This is a genomic window from Silvibacterium dinghuense (assembly GCF_004123295.1).
GTDB classification, from domain to species: Bacteria; Acidobacteriota; Terriglobia; order Terriglobales; family Acidobacteriaceae; genus Silvibacterium; species Silvibacterium dinghuense.
The window spans coordinates 2,128,598-2,143,794 of the sequence record NZ_SDMK01000001.1 but is presented as its reverse complement, the minus strand read 5'-3'; the positions used below and the strand labels follow the sequence as shown (position 1 = coordinate 2,143,794).

17 protein-coding genes are annotated in these 15,197 nt (G+C 60.7%); 10 read left to right on the top strand and 7 right to left on the bottom strand.

The window, feature by feature from the left end; genetic code table 11:
* Window positions 1-70: 70 nt before the first annotated feature.
* Window positions 71-535: a thioredoxin-dependent thiol peroxidase gene (bcp, locus tag ESZ00_RS08435; RefSeq protein WP_129207650.1), complete on the top strand. Its 465-nt coding sequence runs from the start codon at window positions 71-73 to the stop codon at window positions 533-535.
* A 199-nt stretch (window positions 536-734) separates the two neighbouring features.
* Complete coding sequence (locus ESZ00_RS08430; RefSeq protein ID WP_129207649.1) at window positions 735-1,343, top strand: DNA-3-methyladenine glycosylase; 609 nt, start codon at window positions 735-737, stop codon at window positions 1,341-1,343.
* A gap of 334 nt (window positions 1,344-1,677) precedes the next feature.
* Here the strand turns inward: ESZ00_RS08430 and ESZ00_RS08425 are convergent, their stop codons facing one another.
* Window positions 1,678-2,022 carry an RcnB family protein gene (locus tag ESZ00_RS08425; protein WP_129207648.1) on the bottom strand — a complete coding sequence of 115 codons (345 nt, stop codon included), beginning with the start codon at window positions 2,020-2,022 and terminating at the stop codon, window positions 1,678-1,680.
* A gap of 170 nt (window positions 2,023-2,192) precedes the next feature.
* Here ESZ00_RS08425 and ESZ00_RS08420 point away from each other — a divergent pair, with 170 nt between their 5' ends.
* Window positions 2,193-3,947, top strand: a complete 1,755-nt coding sequence (locus ESZ00_RS08420) for a M28 family peptidase (RefSeq protein ID WP_229741048.1) — start codon at window positions 2,193-2,195, stop codon at window positions 3,945-3,947.
* Window positions 3,948-4,223: 276 nt separating this feature from the next.
* Here ESZ00_RS08420 and ESZ00_RS08415 read toward each other — a convergent pair whose 3' ends face one another.
* The 5 genes from ESZ00_RS08415 to pheS all read right to left on the bottom strand — a co-directional run bounded on the left by ESZ00_RS08415 (window position 4,224) and on the right by pheS (window position 8,794).
* Complete coding sequence (locus tag ESZ00_RS08415; RefSeq protein WP_129207647.1) at window positions 4,224-4,556, bottom strand: cell division protein ZapA; 333 nt, start codon at window positions 4,554-4,556, stop codon at window positions 4,224-4,226.
* Between the two features lie 27 nt (window positions 4,557-4,583).
* Entirely contained in the window at window positions 4,584-4,949 is a 366-nt protein-coding gene (locus ESZ00_RS08410) for a hypothetical protein (protein WP_129207646.1), read from the bottom strand.
* 136 nt (window positions 4,950-5,085) lie between these two features.
* Window positions 5,086-7,164 (bottom strand): phenylalanine--tRNA ligase subunit beta, encoded by a 2,079-nt coding sequence (gene pheT, locus ESZ00_RS08405; RefSeq protein WP_129207645.1) that lies wholly within the window; start codon window positions 7,162-7,164, stop codon window positions 5,086-5,088.
* A 59-nt stretch (window positions 7,165-7,223) separates the two neighbouring features.
* On the bottom strand, window positions 7,224-7,601 hold the full coding sequence (locus ESZ00_RS08400) for a four helix bundle protein (RefSeq protein WP_129207644.1): 378 nt from the start codon (window positions 7,599-7,601) through the stop codon (window positions 7,224-7,226).
* A 77-nt stretch (window positions 7,602-7,678) separates the two neighbouring features.
* Window positions 7,679-8,794 carry a phenylalanine--tRNA ligase subunit alpha gene (gene pheS / locus ESZ00_RS08395; protein WP_129207643.1) on the bottom strand — a complete coding sequence of 372 codons (1,116 nt, stop codon included), beginning with the start codon at window positions 8,792-8,794 and terminating at the stop codon, window positions 7,679-7,681.
* Window positions 8,795-8,826: 32 nt separating this feature from the next.
* Between pheS and ESZ00_RS08390 the strand changes: the two genes are divergently transcribed.
* The 6 genes from ESZ00_RS08390 to hemL all read left to right on the top strand — a co-directional run bounded on the left by ESZ00_RS08390 (window position 8,827) and on the right by hemL (window position 13,009).
* Complete coding sequence (locus ESZ00_RS08390; protein ID WP_129207642.1) at window positions 8,827-9,396, top strand: hypothetical protein; 570 nt, start codon at window positions 8,827-8,829, stop codon at window positions 9,394-9,396.
* Window positions 9,397-9,522: 126 nt separating this feature from the next.
* The gene (locus ESZ00_RS08385) at window positions 9,523-9,924 is read left to right on the top strand and encodes a hypothetical protein (protein ID WP_129207641.1); all 402 of its coding nucleotides are present in this window, start codon (window positions 9,523-9,525) and stop codon (window positions 9,922-9,924) included.
* A gap of 6 nt (window positions 9,925-9,930) precedes the next feature.
* Window positions 9,931-10,362 carry a hypothetical protein gene (locus ESZ00_RS08380; RefSeq protein WP_129207640.1) on the top strand — a complete coding sequence of 144 codons (432 nt, stop codon included), beginning with the start codon at window positions 9,931-9,933 and terminating at the stop codon, window positions 10,360-10,362.
* A gap of 536 nt (window positions 10,363-10,898) precedes the next feature.
* The gene (locus ESZ00_RS08375) at window positions 10,899-11,132 is read left to right on the top strand and encodes a GIY-YIG nuclease family protein (RefSeq protein ID WP_129207639.1); all 234 of its coding nucleotides are present in this window, start codon (window positions 10,899-10,901) and stop codon (window positions 11,130-11,132) included.
* 13 nt (window positions 11,133-11,145) lie between these two features.
* Entirely contained in the window at window positions 11,146-11,670 is a 525-nt protein-coding gene (locus tag ESZ00_RS08370; RefSeq protein ID WP_129207638.1) for a gamma carbonic anhydrase family protein, read from the top strand.
* Between the two features lie 22 nt (window positions 11,671-11,692).
* Window positions 11,693-13,009, top strand: coding sequence for a glutamate-1-semialdehyde 2,1-aminomutase (gene hemL, locus ESZ00_RS08365; RefSeq protein WP_129207637.1), 1,317 nt, complete (start codon window positions 11,693-11,695; stop codon window positions 13,007-13,009).
* Between the two features lie 114 nt (window positions 13,010-13,123).
* Here the strand turns inward: hemL and ESZ00_RS08360 are convergent, their stop codons facing one another.
* Window positions 13,124-13,564 (bottom strand): hypothetical protein, encoded by a 441-nt coding sequence (locus tag ESZ00_RS08360; protein WP_129207636.1) that lies wholly within the window; start codon window positions 13,562-13,564, stop codon window positions 13,124-13,126.
* 220 nt (window positions 13,565-13,784) lie between these two features.
* On the opposite strand from ESZ00_RS08360, the gene ESZ00_RS08355 reads away from it, so the two are divergent.
* Complete coding sequence (locus tag ESZ00_RS08355) at window positions 13,785-15,146, top strand: aminotransferase family protein (RefSeq protein WP_129207635.1); 1,362 nt, start codon at window positions 13,785-13,787, stop codon at window positions 15,144-15,146.
* Window positions 15,147-15,197 lie beyond the last annotated feature (51 nt).

The following is a 15,197-nucleotide window of genomic DNA, read 5'->3' as shown; positions in this document are numbered from 1 at the left end:
CCCACCCGCAACTCTCTATAAGCTATATAAGACGCGAGACCGGTCGCGACTGGCTCGCTCGAGGAGATTCATGGAACTGCATCAGAAAGTCGACTTCTCTGTCCTGAACGAAAACGGTGAAACCGTTCATCTGAGCGATTACAAGGGCCAGCCCATCGTCCTTTTCTTCTACCCCCGTGCCGATACGCCAGGCTGCACCATCGAGGCCTGCGGCTTCCGCGATACCTTCGACAAGCTGCAGAAAGCCGGCGCCGTCGTCCTCGGCATTTCGCGCGACACGCCAAGGGCGCAGAAGAAGTTCAAGGAGAAGTACGACCTCAATTACCCGCTCCTCGCTGATTCAGACGAAAAAATCTGCAATCTGTTTGGCGTACTGAAAGAAAAGAACATGTACGGCAAAAAGGTGAAGGGCATCGAGCGCACCACCTATCTCTTTGGACCGGATCTCACCCTGCTCAAAATCTTCCCCAAGGTGAAGCCCGAAGGCCACGCCGAGGAAGTGCTGGCCGCGATCAAAGAACTCAAGGTCTCCTAAACATTTTTGTCATTTCTCCGCTGCTTCGCGCAGGACGATCCGCCTTCGGCCTCCGCTCCCGCTGGTCGCGAAGTACGTGGTTTGGAGCCCCACCCATGCCAAACCCGGGCGTGGGTGGGGCACTTGGCTCAACAAAACAGCAGGTCCCTCCACTGCGCTCCCTTGCGGTCGCTTCGGTCGGGATGACAGTCTCTCTCTTATGCCGAAGCCGCTGCCTCGTTCCTTTTATCTGCCGCCACCCGACACCGTCGCTCAGGCGCTGCTCGGCAAGCTCATCACCCATCGTGATGAGGGAGAAAAGCTTACCGGCCGCATCGTGGAAGTCGAGGCTTATTTCGGTGCGGACGATCCGGCGGCCCACGCCTTTACCGGAAAGACTGCCCGCAATGCCGTCCTCTTCGGGCCGCCCGGACAGGCCTATGTCTACTTCATTTACGGCATGTACTACTGCCTGAATTTCTCCTGCGAGCCGGCCGGACAGGCGGGATGTATCCTCATCCGCGCACTGGAGCCCGTAAAGGGCATGGAAACCATGGCCCGGCTGCGCGGTCTTACCCCCGGCGTAAAACCGGCGCTCCTCACCTCGGGCCCTGGACGCCTCTGCCAGGCTCTCGGCCTTACCCGCGCCCTACACAACGGGCTCGATGTCACGAACCCGGCATCGTCACTCTTTGTTCACGATGACGGCTACCAGCCCGCTTCTATCCTCGCGACCCCGCGCATCGGCATCCGTAAGGCCGTCGACTGGCCGCACCGCTATTTCATCGCCGGAAACCCCTGCGTCAGCGGGCCTCGCAACTCATTCTGATCGGAAATGACGAACGCCGGGCAAGTGCCCGGCGTTCGCCTCGTGGGATGGGTTGGGGATGTGGTCGAGAGCCTGTTATGAACTTTCGCGCGAGCGGCGTTGCGTGGGAAAATCGGCCGAGACGAGGCGGAGGCCGAAGACATTGGCTATTCCTAGGCGAGGCCGACAACGAAGTATGGGCCGATTTTCCCCGCAACCCGAAGGGCTGGGGCCAATTTTCCCGATCTCTTCGTCGCTCGCCGCTCGGAGATAACCCGATATCCGTCGCAACTCGCTCCTCGACCTCAGAAAAATTGGCTCCCAGCGTCCGCCGCGGGAAAGTTCATAACAGGCTCTAGTGCACGGTGGAAGCTACGATCACCGAGGCGATGAGCCCCGTGGCCACAGCCGCCATCACATAGTTGCCGTCGACTTCGCGCCACTCATAGCCGCGCGGTGGGGGCTTCAGGTGATAGCGCTGGTAATCGACACGCTCACCACGGGCCCAATCGCCCTGGGCCATGCGCCGTCCCTTGCGCCAGTCATTGTGGCGCACATACTGGTGATTGTCGTGCCCACCAGGTCCACCTGGACCAGGACCGCCTGGGCCGCCCGGTCCCGGTTGCTGGGCAAACATCGCACCACCGGCCAACATCGCAGCCAGTGTAGACACAGCTGCCGCTCTGCGAATCAGCTTCATAAGAGTGCTTATCCTCCGGACATTACGATACGGCCGCCCCGTTTTTTGTTGGCTCCCGTTTTCGTTTTTCTGTGTAAATTTTCAGGCGCTTCCCTCAAGTGGCTTTTTTTCTGTGATTTATCTGCATTTCTCGGGATCACTTACCGTACGGCTGGGTTAGGATGTCTCCCATGCCACGTCTCTCTATGCTTGTCCTGGCCTTCGGCAGCGTCGCCGCTCTTTCCGGCACGCTCCTCCTGAGCGCGCAAGCCGGTGCGCCGGCGCCTGTCTCTGCCCGCGAAGCCAAGGGCTTCGCCGCCATTCAGGAGTCCGATCTCCGCCGTGACCTCGCCTACATCGCCAGCGACAAGCTCGAAGGCCGCATGAGCCTCCAGCCCGGCGACGAAGTCGCCGTTCACTGGATCGCCGACCAGTTTGCCAAGGCCGGCCTGGTTCCGGCGGCAAGGGACGCGTCAGGCAAGCCCTCCTACCTGCAGGCTGTCCCGCTGGTGGAGTACCGCGCAGACCGCGCCGCCTCGAGCGTCACCCTGACCCAGGATGGGAAGACGACCGTCTGGCACGCGCCACAGGCCTTCGGCGCTTATCGCAAGGCTGTCGATCTCACTGCGCCCGTGGTCTTCGCCGGCTATGGCATCACCGCACCCGAGCTCGGGTATGACGACTACAAGGGCATCGACGCCAAAGGCAAGATCGTCTTCGTCTTCGACCATGAGCCGCAGGAGGACGATCCGCAGTCGATCTTCAACGGCACGGGCAATACCCGCTACGCCACCACGCGCGTGAAATTATGGAACGCACAGGCCCACGGCGCCGTGGCGCTGGTCGTCGTCGCCGAGCCGAATCGCAAGCACCTGACCAATGCCGAGCGCGCCGCCCGCATCGGCGGCAGTATCACCCGCGCCGTGCCACTGCCGCTCCAGGCCATCGCCGACGATGAACTGCACATTCCCAGCGTGCTGGTGCTCGACGACGTGGCCGATCAGCTCTTTGCAACGCTCGCTGCCACCCAAAACACCTCAGGCAAGGCCGAGGCTTCGGCGCTGCAGGCGGCCATCGACAAGGACCTCTCCAACCAGAGCCGCAACCTGCCAGACACCACGCTGACCCTGCACCTGCGCAACACCTCCGAGAAGGATGGCACAAGCTGGAATGTCGCCGGCCTGCTTCTGGGTTCAGACCCGAAGCTCAAAACAGAGACAGTCATGATCACCGCGCACCATGATCATGACGGCGCCGCGCCCTGCCCGGCGAACGCTGGCGGCGTGGACGAGCATGGACAACCTACTCCCGCCGGACCGGACTGCGTGCAGATCTGGCACGGCGCCGACGACAACGGATCGGGCACGGTCGGCGTGGTCGAGCTGGCGCATGCCTTCGCCGCCAACGGCACGCATCCGAAACGGTCTATCCTCTTTGTTGTCTTCGCCGGCGAGGAGCGCGGCCTGCTTGGCGCCTACTACCTGGCACAGCACCCGCTGCGGCCGCTGGCCACCACCCGCGCGCAGATCAACTTCGATATGATCGGCCGCGACGAGAAGCCCAGCCCGCAGACCGACGGCCTCATCCAGATTCCGGCCGATACCTCGAACCGGCTGAACCTGATCGGCGCGCTCTACTCACCCGGCTATGACGCCGTGGTGAAGGAGGAGAACGGGCATGTCGGCCTCATCCTGGACGACCGCTTCGACCACGAGAGTGCGCTCAACGTCTTCTTCCGCTCCGACCAATTCCCCTTTGTGCTGCACAACATCCCAGCCTTCTGGTGGTTCACCGGCTTCCATCCCGATTACCACCACATCACCGACACGGCAGAGAAGATCGATTATCCGAAGATGACGAAAATCCTCGATCTCGCCTACCTGAGCGCCTGGCGCTTTGCCAGCGACGCGAAGACGCCGGTGTTTGTGGCGAACCCCAAGCCCTGACTGGCCGTCAGGGGCAATCGCCTTCGGCTCGCGCTCCCGCTGGTCGCGAATCTGGCATTGCCGAAATGCTAAAGACCCGGGTGTCCCATCCAAGCTCCGCCTGGGTGGGACGGTACAGACCTTCGTAGCGCGTTCGTTCTGCGAACCCACATCTCGGAAAGAACGAGATGTGGGGCACCCGGAATTCTCGCAAAACAAAAGCGGCCAGCAGGAGCGATGCTCCCACTGGCCGCTTCTCTACTAGCCGTTCTTGTGACTGGCTGCTGGCTGCCGCCTTTACCCGATCTTCCGCTCGCTGCCGAGCACGTCGTCGAGCAGCCCGGCGAGCGAATTCGTCCGCGTGCGCAGCTGCCCGCTGCCGCTCCTGGTCTGTTCCTGCAGTGTGGCCAGCTCGTCGGCGATATTCAGCGCCGCAAGCACCGCGACGCGCAGGGAATCGACGGTCTTGCCCCGCGAAGCGACCGCGCGCATCTTCATGTCGACCATCTCACCCAGCCGCCGCAGGTACTCGGGATCGTGCCCCCGCAAGTGGTAGGTCTGATCGTAGATATCGACGGTGATCGCTTCCATTTGCCCTTCGTCGTGCCGGGGATCCTGAGGGGATGACATCGCCACGCTACTCCTTTGCCGGCGCTCTTAGGCCGGGATCTCTTCGAGCTGCTTGAGCAGGCGCTCGACGCGGCCGCGCACGTGCTCGCGCTCGCCTTCGAGATTGCCGATCTGCTGCGTCTGATGATTCGTCTGCTGATCGAGCTCTTCGATGCGCCGCTGCGAGGCGGTGAGCTGCTCCTGCAGGTTTTCGGCGCGCTGTTCCGCATTCAGCCCGCTCTCTTCGAGGCTCCGCACCGTTGCTTCGAGCGACTGGATCTTTTGCTCGGCCGCGCCACGGGCCTCGCGCTCCTGCCGGAGCAGTTCCACCATGCGCAGCACACGCTGCTCCAGTGCGTTGAAGTCATCGGCGGTCAGCGGAAGCTGGGTTTCTTCAAGAGCGAGCGTGGACATCAGCGAAATACCTCTTCGTTAGGAGAAAATCTTCTCTTCGTATCTTCGCGCAGTATAGCGCCGCGGCCTCGGTGGATGCGGGAAATTCCCCAACCCATCCTCCACCGACGTGCCTCGGGCGATACCCGCACAAATCTTAACCACGCAGCTGGCCGCCGAGCGTCGCCAGCGCAGCAATGACTTTCTGCGAGAATTCCTGCAGCTCCTCGTCGCGCAGCGTGCGCTCATTCGACTGGAAAACCGTGCGCAGCAGCAGCGAATACTGCCCCACCGGGGCGAGTCTGCCCGCCGCGGCCGCAGAATCGGTGCCGCGCAGGATCTCCTTCGCCTCGAAGCTCTTCAGCTCGGGGATGCCGAGGCCGCGCAGTGCCGAATCGATCGCTCCATACAGAACCGCGTCCGGGAAGAGCAGCGAGAAGTCGCGGCGCACCGCCTGGAATCTCGAGAGCTCGCGCATCACCGGTACCCGCAGCGACTGCTTATAGAGGCGGTCGAGATAGATCTCACCCAGGAAACAGATTTGCTTGAGCTTGCGGCGCTCCGCTTCTTCCGGATGCAGCTGGCCGAAGTAGCCGATGGTCATGCCCTCAAGCACCACCCGCGCGCTACGCCCCGGATGGAGCCAGGGCGGCAACAAGAGCGCGTCGTAATAGGCCGAGCGCGCTGCAAACTTGCCCAGCAGCGCCTCGACCGCACCCTTCATGTCGTAGAAGGTCACGGCATCCGCGCCAAAAGCGCGGCCTGAGGCTCCAATCGACAGCGCAGGCCGTTCTTCTACCTTTTCTGTCGATCCGCTGAAGGCCGTACCGATTTCGAAAAGTGCAACATCTTCCACGTCGCGGTTGAGATTGAGCGCCAGCATCGTCGCCATGCCTGGCAGCAGCGACGGGCGCAGCATGCCGGCCTCTTCGCTCAGCGGATTGCCCATAGCGACCGATGAAGCAGGCTGAGGCGCGAAGAGCGTTGCATCGGCCTCCGAGCAGAAGGTCGAGGAGATGGCTTCATTCCAGCCCATGGAAAGAAGCTGGCCACGAACGACGCGCTCTTTTTCAGCCCAGGGCAGCTCGACGACCGAGCCGGCGAAGTTGGGCAGCGTGTTCTTGAACTTGTTGTAGCCGTAGACGCGCGCGATCTCTTCGATCAGGTCGATCTCGCGCTCGAGATCGAGTCGCCAGCTGGGCAGCGCGACAGAGTATTCCCCCTCGCGGTTTGTCTCAAGCTGGCAGCCGAGGCCGGTGAGGATCGTCTCGGCCTGCACCGCACCGATTCCCTCGGGATCTTCGGTCGCACCCAGCAGGCGCGTAATCTCGCTGGCGCTGAAGGCGATGCAGCTGCGCTTGACAGTCTTGGCTTCGACCTCGGGAATCTGGATATCGGCGAAGTCGCCGACAATCTCGCCGCCCGACTCGAGAATGATCTGCGTCAGCAGCGCCGAGGCGACCGGGGCGGCGTTGTAATCCGCGCCGCGCTCGAAGCGATGCGAAGCATCGGTGTGCAGCAGGTGCCGCTTCGACGAGCGGCGGATGGTGGCCTGGTCAAACCACGCCGCCTCGACGAGCACGTTCTTCGTCTCGGGCGTGATGCGCGAATCCCATCCGCCCATCACGCCCGCGAGGCCCAGCGGCTTCTTCTCGTCGGCAACGATGAGGTCTTCAGGGTCGAGCGTGTGCACGAGCTCGTCGAGCAGCTTGATGGTCTCGCCCTTGCGCGCGCGCCTCACAATGACCGTGCCCTCGACCTTGTCGAGGTCGAAGGCGTGCGTGGGCTGGCCCATGGCGAACATGACGTAGTTGCTTGCGTCGACCGCGTTCGAGATGAGCTTCTGCCCGAGCAGTCCGAAGCGCTCGGCGACGATGCCGGTCGAGGACGCAATCGTCACGCCGCGCACCACGCGGGCAGTGAAGCGTCCGCAGAGCTTCGGGTCTTCAATCGCGATCGGATACGCCGCGCCGGGCTTCGCCGCCGGCAGCGAGAGATCGAAGGGCTTCAGCAGAAGGCCATAAATGATCGCCGCCTCGCGCGCGATGCCGTAGTGGTTCATCGCGTCCACGCGGTTGGTGGTGATGTCCATCTCGAAGAGCGAGCCCTTGCCTTCACCGAGATCGAAGACGCCTTCGACAGCGATGCCGCGCAGCGTCAGGTCTTCGGCAAGCTCGCGATCGGTAGCGATGAGGCCGGGAAGATAGTCACGGAGCCAATTGGAGAGAATATTCATAGCTGCACTTTCGAGCAATCAGGCACAAAGACGGCCAGTGATAAAGCGGCCAGTAAAAGTTACCCCTGCTTTCGTGTTTCCTCTTTCATCGAATTCAATAGTCCGTGAAGCATTCGGCCGATCTCTCCGCACAACGACAGCACTTTTTTCTCATCGTCCTTCGACAGGAAGCCCAGGCTTTCCGCAAGCTCCGTCTGTGTTTCCAGCTCAAAAAGCGAGCCCCGTGCATGTCCCAGAAACACTGCGAAAGCTCGATCCGTTGAGCGACCATGCCCTTCCGCGATATTGCTGGGGATTGAGACTGCCGCCCGTTTCATCTGACTGCTCAGCCCGAATACTTCTTCCTTCGGAAAGCTCCGCGTCAGCCGGTAAATTTCCCTGGCAAGCTCCATCCCACGCTGCCAGACGACAAAATCGCGAAATTGCTTTACGCGCATAGGGCACTCCCGCTCGCACTTCGCAACTCAATCCTGGCCGTCTTTGTGCCTAACTGCTAACTGTCTTGTCCTCGCTCCTACCCAAACTGCTCCAAAAACCGCAGATCTCCCGAGTAAAGCAGGCCAATGTCACTGATCCCGTACTTCATCATGGCGATGCGGTCGATGCCCATACCGAAGGCGAAGCCCGAGATCTTCTTCGGGTCATACGCGGGCTGCTTCTGCTGCACGAAGCCAAACACCGCGGGATCGACCATGCCGCAGCCGAGCAGCTCGATCCAGCCCGAGTGCTTGCACTTGCGGCAGCCCTTGCCGCCGCAGAAGGGGCACGAAATCTGCACGTCCGCCGAGGGCTCGGTGAAGGGGAAGAACGAGGGGAAGAAGCGCGTCTTCACGCTCGAGCCGAAGAGCTCCTTCATGGCGTGGTCGAGTGTGCCCTTCAGGTCGGCGAAGGTGATGTTCGTGTCCACGCACAGGCCTTCGAGCTGATGGAAGATGGGTGAATGCGTCGCGTCGGCCGCGTCATTGCGGTGAACCTTGCCCGGGATCACGATGCGCACCGGCGGTGCCTGCGTCTCCATGGTGTGGATCTGTACGGGCGAGGTGTGCGTGCGCATCAGCAGGCGGTCACGCAGCGGCTTGCGGTCCTGATTCGCAACCACCAGCGTGTCTTGGGTGTCACGCGCCGGGTGTCCCGGCGGGAAATTCAGCGACTCGAAGTTGTAGTAATCGGTCTCGACCTCGGGGCCCACGCCGACCGAGTAACCCATGCGCGCGAAGATGGCCAGCAACTCGTTCTGCGTCTTGATGAGCGGATGCTCGGCTCCCACGCGCGGCTGGGTGCCGGGCAGCGTGATGTCGATGCGCTCAGCCTCGAGCGCGTTCGTGTGCGTAGCCTTGCCGGCGCGCTCCAGGCGCTCTTCGATCGCCGACTTGAGCACATTGAAGCGCTGGCCGATCAGCTTCTTGGCCTCGACAGGCGCCGGAGCCAGCCAGGCATCGCTGATGGCCTTGAGGCGGCCCTGCTTGCGGCCGAGCCACTGGAGGCGGAAGGCCTCGACCGCATCGGAGTCGGCCAATGCAGCCGCCGACGTCTCGACCTCGCGCAGAACGCCCGCGAAGGCCTGATCCAGTTCGGCCTCGCTGTAGCCGGATAAGGAGGGGATCTGATCCCCGGTTTCGTGCTGAGACATAGTCTCTTTGAGGATAAATCAGGAGGGGAGAAGTGCTCTGGCTAGCCTGCTATGATCCTGCCAGATCATCTTTCCTCAACCCGATGAAAATAAGCGGAAGCCTGACGCCTGAAGAGTACGCCGAGACTGCGCGACTCCTGCAATCCAAATCCTATTGGCCCAAATTCATCCTTCGCAATTTCTACGGTGCCGGAATTCTAATCGCGCTGACTGCGGGGACAATCTCAGGGCTTCTCCACCACACCATCCCCAATTGGCGAAGCCTAGGCATCATCTGGGTGGCCATCCTCGTTATTTTTGCCTGGTCTATTTGGAGTGTTCGCCGTAATACCCGCAAACAGATCGCTCAGTACAACGCGACAGGCCCGGAGTACTTCGTCATTGAGGCAGACGGACTCCATGCCCAATCAAAAACGGGCGGCAATAGCTTTCAGCCATGGAGCGCCTTTTCCTCGGTTAAGGACGGCAAGAGGGTGCAGCTTCTTATGCTTCCAGGAAATACGGTCCAGATCCTGCCAATCAGCAGCCTGTCGCTTTCTGAGCAGGAATCTCTTAGAGGAAAGCTGCGCTCGCTGTTAGCTTCCGTAGAATCAGGCCGCTGATCAACCGGTTTCCGCTACCCTCTTTATTTGCCTGTTCCGTGCGGATAGCAGCTCCTCCATCCGCCTCCGCACAAGCGCAACCTCAACCGCTCGTCCGAACACCCCGAAGGGCATCGCGAAGGTGAGGTGATCGCGCATCTCCGTGCTTCCGTCTGTGAGCGTCCGAAAGAAGTGCTGGTGCCGGAAAATCCGAAAGACCCCGCGCACCATGCTGTCTTCAAAGAACTCCGGCGCTCGATATTGGCTGATGACGCTCGTATGCCTTACCCAGATGCCGAATTGCCTTGCTCGCCACGTCACCTGCTCATTCGGGCCGATGATGCCCGAGGTCCTGCCGCGAATCGCCCGGAGCTTCTGGGCTCGACCGGCTTCTGTCTCGAGGTCGATGCTGAGCGAGAGCTCGAAACAGCGGGCTATCGGGGCTTGAAGGATGGTTGTGGCTTCAATCACCTGCATACAGAAACGGTCCTCGGAATCAGTATGAATGCAAGCAGTTCAGGGAACAGCCCAACGCTCAATGGCGTCTAAAGGGATATGAAGTTTGTCGCGCCGCGTAGCGCTTTGAGGCTTGCCCTCTTCGTCATCCTGATTGTCGTTTCCTGCATCGCTTTCTTCCGGCACTCCGCGCAGCCTCGCGCCTCTGTGGTGACCTTCGCCCAGCCAGATAAAATGAGCGCGGCTCAACGATGCAACGCCCTTTACCTGACCATGCAGGGAGACGATGCGGTGCAGATCGACGCCTCGACCTACACGCGCAAAGATGCGCTCGCGGCGATCAAGCAGCGGATGGCCCAGCGCACGGAGCACACCGTTTACATCCGCGCCGGACGCGATGTTTCCATGCAGACGGTCTCGGCTTTTTCGGCCGATGTCCGCGCCACGGCCGACGGTGTTACCACGCCATGGATCACCGACCGTGCCTGGCAACAGGCCCAGAGCGGATGCGGCGCTGACATCCTCAAATAAAGAGACCTGTTCCGATGCCTTGCAAAGAAATAGTCTCTGATGTTAGATCAACGACCTCCTGTACAGATAAAGGCTGCTACACTGCGATGCCTGGAGCAGGAGTTGAGATGAATTTGGAACGCTTATCACCCAAAACTTCAATCAGAGGGCTCGTGAAGACAGCCGACAAGATTAGGGCGTTAGCGCAAGCAGGGTATTCGCGAACCGAAATTAGGGATTTGCTCTCAATCCGATATCAGCATGTTCGCAATGTTTTAGTTCGCTCTGGGATTGGAAATATATCTGCATCCCGCAGCATGCCACAGCAAGCAGACGTTTCTCAATCGCATATTTCGACCGCAACTTTGCATTTGCCAACTGGCCAACCCGCGATGTTGATTCGCTCAGGATTCAGACACATTGGGAGGTGGGTTCTTATATCTCCCGATGCGTTTATCTTTGAGGGTTCGTGCCCAGTTGAGCCCGGGGTCTATGCTTTTGTCCTCAAAGACACGGTTGTATATGTAGGCTTATCTCTGCGGGGACTGAGAGGTCGTATGGACCAGTACCGTCGCGGTCATGAGCGCCAGAGAACAAGTGCTCGAGTTCATAAGCAAATTAAGGCTGCAATTGCAGAAGGTTTTGAGGTGGAGGTCTTGGCTGCAACTCCTGAGTCAACTGTATGGAATGGACTCCCGGTAAACACTGCGGCAGGCTTAGAGATTGCCTTGATTCAAACCATGAAGCCCACATGGAATATCCGGATGGGATATTCCATCTCGCAAGCTTAATATCAGATTCATCATGATCCGTACCTACCAGGGCCACACGCCCGTCATTCCCGATAGCTGCTATGTCGACGCCTCTGCGCAGATTCTCGGCGACGTGGTGCTTGGCGAGCACGCAAGCGTCTGGATGAACGCCGTCCTCCGCGGCGACGTGCACTCCATCCGCCTGGGCGCGCACTCGAACGTGCAGGACTGCGCCGTGCTGCACGGCATGCGGCACCTGTACCCGGTCATCGTCGGCGAATACGTCACCATCGGCCACAACGCCACGGTGCACGGCTGCGTCATCGAGGATGCCTGCCTCATCGGCATGGGGGCGACCATCATGAACAACGCCCACATCGGCGAGGGCTCGATCGTCGCCGCCGGCGCGCTCATTCCCGAAAACATGAAGGTGCCGCCGCGAGCGCTGGTGGCCGGCGTGCCCGGCAAGGTGCGCCGCGAGCTCACCTCCGACGACCGCGAGATGATCCTCAAGTACGCGCGCAATTACCTCGACTACACAAAGATCTACCTGGAAGAACAAAAGAACTGGCGGTAGCAGCGCTTCTATACTGGAAGGCATGAACCACGCCCGTTCCGCCGCCCTCCAGCAGCGCGCCGAGAGCCTTTTGCCCGGCGGCGTTGACTCGCCTGTCCGCGCCTTCCGCGCCGTCGGCGGCCATCCGCCTTTTGTCACCCGCGGCCAGGGTGCCTATCTCTGGGATGAGGACGGAAACCGCTACATCGACTACTTCGGCTCCTGGGGGCCGATGATCCTCGGCCATGCCTTTCCGCCCGCCGTCGAGGCCATCCAGGCCGCGGCCACGCGCTCGGCCAGCTTCGGCGCTTCGACCGCTGCCGAAGGCGATCTCGCCGAGCTGGTCGTGAAGGCTTTCCCTTCGATCGAGAAACTGCGCTTCGTGAGCTCAGGCACCGAGGCAACGATGTCGGCCATCCGCCTGGCGCGCGCCTTCACCGGCCGCAAGTACATCATCAAGTTCGAGGGCTGCTATCACGGCCACTCCGACGGCCTGCTGGTGAAGGCCGGCTCCGGCGTCGCCACCTTCAGCATCCCCGGCTCGGCCGGCGTACCCGATGAGATCGCGCACCTGACACTGGCGCTGCCTTTCAACGATCTCGACGCGGTACAAAAAGCATTCGCTACGTATAAGGATCAAATCGCAGCGATTATCGTCGAACCGGTGGTCGGCAACGCAGGCACCATTCCGCCCGGCCATGGCTACCTCGAAGCACTTCGCGCCCTGACAACCGTCGAGGGCGCACTGCTGATCTTCGACGAGGTCATGACCGGCTTCCGCCTCTCACTCGGCGGCGCGCAGGAGCTCTACCGCATCCAGCCCGATCTGACCACGCTCGGCAAGATTGTCGGCGGAGGCCTTCCCTGCGCGGCCTTCGGCGGACGCGCCGAGATCATGAATCAGCTCGCGCCGCTCGGCCCCGTCTATCAGGCCGGAACGCTCAGCGGCAATCCTCTGGCCATGGCGGCAGGCATTGCGACGGTCGGATATCTCGTAAAGCATCGTGTCGAGGTCTACGCGCAACTTGAATCTGTCACAGACACCGTTGCAAATGGTGTCGCGGCGGAAGCCTCGAAGGCTGGTATCGCAATGACCACGAATCGCGTGGGGGCGATGTGGACCTGGTTCTTCACCGGCTCACCGGTCACCGACTACGCAAGCGCGGCACAATCCGACACCGCAACCTTTGCCGTCTTCCATCGCGCCATGATGGAACAGGGCATCTGGCTTCCCTGCTCGCAATATGAGGCTGCCTTCCTCGGCATCGCCCACTCCATCGCGGATGCTGAAGCGACAATTGCAGCTTCGCGCAAAGCATTTGCATCGGTAGCAGAGACCCTGGCTGCCAAGGCACGCTGAAGCAATCAGCGGTCAGGCGCAGGTACGGTCAGTGATAAAGCGGCCAGCAGGAGCGGTGCTTCTGCTGGCCGCTTTTGTGCCTGACTGCTGGCTGCTCCCCTGCTGACTCGCTGCTTACGGTGCGCCGAAGAGTTCGACCTCGGGACGGATCGGGTTGCCAGGCTCAGCCCGCGCATACCAGAGCTCGAGACTATGAATACGGCGCTCGCCGCCAGGCAACGCAATCCAACGGCTGGTGCCACTCGGCGGGATGAAGGTACTCACCGGCAGTGTCTCTGCAGCCCCATCGGCATAATGAATCACCACGTGGTCGAAGCGAATCGGCGCATCGTGCACCTGCAGCAGCACGAAATGAAAACGTCCCGCATAGCGATCGACCTTGATATCATCGTGATCCACCGGACCATCCACATGCGCGGTGCCCAAGACCATCTCCGGACGCTGTTGCGCAAAGGGAGGGGGGTAGGGTCTGGGACCGTAACCTCCATACTGCGCCTGTGCTGCAAGCGGCAGGAAAAGTGCTGCCGCGCTCAAGATCCACTTTGCTTTGTTCATCGCTTCACTCCTCGTAACGGAGCCACTGCCTGCAGACAGCACTCTCAGCCACACGGGGATGGACCCGAGGCATCCATCAAAGTTGCGCTGTGAAAATTTACGAGAACCAGGCCGCCAACGAAAGCAAAGCCTGCAGCAGCGAATCCCACTTCATCAAGAAGACGCTCCGATGACGGAACATCCGCCTGCCGCGATAGAGTAGAGGGCAAAGGCGGACATCATGAGCGATACCGTTTTCAATCCCCGCAACTCACTCAGCAGCGACGAAGTCGTCACTCTCACGCGGCAACACAATTACGGCACATGGCGCTATCAGAAATCATGGAAGCCGCTGCACATCGTTGATGCCGAGGGCTGCACCTTCACCGATGCATCAGGCAAACAGTATCTCGACTTCTCGGCACAGCTCATGTGCTCGAACCTGGGCCACAAGAATCAGGCCGTAATCCGGGCCATCGGCGAGCAGGCGCAGAAGCTCGCCTACATCATGCCCTCTTATGCCACCGATGCACGCGCCGAGTTAAGCCGCCTGCTCCTCGATGTCTTACCCGATGGGCTGACCAAGTTCTTCTTCGCGACATCAGGCACAGAGGCAAACGAGGCTGCCTTCAAAATCGCGCGCATGTATACGGGCAAGACGAAGATCATCGCCCGCTATCGCTCTTATCATGGTTCGACCATGGCTTCGATCGCTGCCACCGGCGACCCTCGCCGCTGGGCCATGGAGCCGGGCGGTAAAGGTCAGGGCTTTCTCTTCGCCCCCGAGGTGCACTGCTACAAGTGCCCGATCAAGCACACATATCCGGGCTGTGGCATTGCATGTGCCGATTACCTCGAGCACATGATCGAAAACGAGAGCGACGTCGCCGCAGTACTCGTCGAGCCGGTGGTTGGGACAAATGGCGTGCTTGTACCACCTCCAGAGTATTTACCGCGTCTGCGTGAAATATGTAACCGTCATGGTGTCTTATTAATTGCTGATGAAGTTATGTCTGGTTGGGGACGCACGGGCGAATGGTTCGCGGTCAATCACTGGGGCGTTAAGCCGGATATTCTCGTCACCGCCAAGGGCATCACCTCGGCCTATGTGCCACTCGGGCTCTGCGCCACCACGCAGACCATCGCCGACTACTTCGAAGATCACTTCTTCGCGCATGGCCACACCTACGAGGCGCATCCCATCACGCTCGGTCCTGCGATCGCCGCTATCGGCGAAATGCAGCGGCTCGGGCTTGTCGCACGCGCAAAGGAAATGGGCGCATATTTAGGCGAGAAGCTGCATGCCCTTAAGCTAAAGCATCCCTCCATCGGAGAGGTGCGTGGTCTCGGCCTCTTCTGGGCCGTCGATCTCGTCCGCGATCAGCAGAAGAAGACACCCTTCAACACCAAGCAGGACAAGGTCGACGGTAAGCCCACCGTCGTCGATCAGGTTGCCGCGGAATGCATGAAGAACGGTGTGTCGCTGCAGGCCTGGATCAGCCACTTTGTCATCGCTCCGCCACTCATCATCGAGAAGAGCCAGATTGATGCCGCAGTGGAAGTCTTCGATCGCGCGTTGACGATTGCAGACCAGGCACTTTGATTCATCCGAAAACAGAGGAGCCGCGGCATTTTGCCGCGGCTCCTCTGTCTG

Bases quoted from the DNA above. Each gene is read 5' to 3' on its own strand.
- ESZ00_RS08410 (WP_129207646.1), bottom strand. From the start codon at position 4,949: ATGTCCACGCTCGCTCTTGAAGAAACCCAGCTTCCGCTGACCGCCGAT.
- ESZ00_RS08415 (WP_129207647.1), bottom strand. From the start codon at position 4,556: ATGTCATCCCCTCAGGATCCCCGGCACGACGAAGGGCAAATGGAAGCG.
- ESZ00_RS08375 (WP_129207639.1), top strand. From the start codon at position 10,899: ATGGACCAGTACCGTCGCGGTCATGAGCGCCAGAGAACAAGTGCTCGA.
- ESZ00_RS08380 (WP_129207640.1), top strand. From the start codon at position 9,931: ATGAAGTTTGTCGCGCCGCGTAGCGCTTTGAGGCTTGCCCTCTTCGTC.
- ESZ00_RS08425 (WP_129207648.1), bottom strand. From the start codon at position 2,022: ATGAAGCTGATTCGCAGAGCGGCAGCTGTGTCTACACTGGCTGCGATG.
- hemL (WP_129207637.1), top strand. From the start codon at position 11,693: ATGAACCACGCCCGTTCCGCCGCCCTCCAGCAGCGCGCCGAGAGCCTT.
- ESZ00_RS08400 (WP_129207644.1), bottom strand. From the start codon at position 7,601: ATGCGCGTAAAGCAATTTCGCGATTTTGTCGTCTGGCAGCGTGGGATG.
- ESZ00_RS08430 (WP_129207649.1), top strand. From the start codon at position 735: ATGCCGAAGCCGCTGCCTCGTTCCTTTTATCTGCCGCCACCCGACACC.
- pheS (WP_129207643.1), bottom strand. From the start codon at position 8,794: ATGTCTCAGCACGAAACCGGGGATCAGATCCCCTCCTTATCCGGCTAC.
- ESZ00_RS08370 (WP_129207638.1), top strand. From the start codon at position 11,146: ATGATCCGTACCTACCAGGGCCACACGCCCGTCATTCCCGATAGCTGC.
- ESZ00_RS08355 (WP_129207635.1), top strand. From the start codon at position 13,785: ATGAGCGATACCGTTTTCAATCCCCGCAACTCACTCAGCAGCGACGAA.
- pheT (WP_129207645.1), bottom strand. From the start codon at position 7,164: ATGAATATTCTCTCCAATTGGCTCCGTGACTATCTTCCCGGCCTCATC.
- bcp (WP_129207650.1), top strand. From the start codon at position 71: ATGGAACTGCATCAGAAAGTCGACTTCTCTGTCCTGAACGAAAACGGT.
- ESZ00_RS08360 (WP_129207636.1), bottom strand. From the start codon at position 13,564: ATGAACAAAGCAAAGTGGATCTTGAGCGCGGCAGCACTTTTCCTGCCG.
- ESZ00_RS08420 (WP_229741048.1), top strand. From the start codon at position 2,193: ATGCCACGTCTCTCTATGCTTGTCCTGGCCTTCGGCAGCGTCGCCGCT.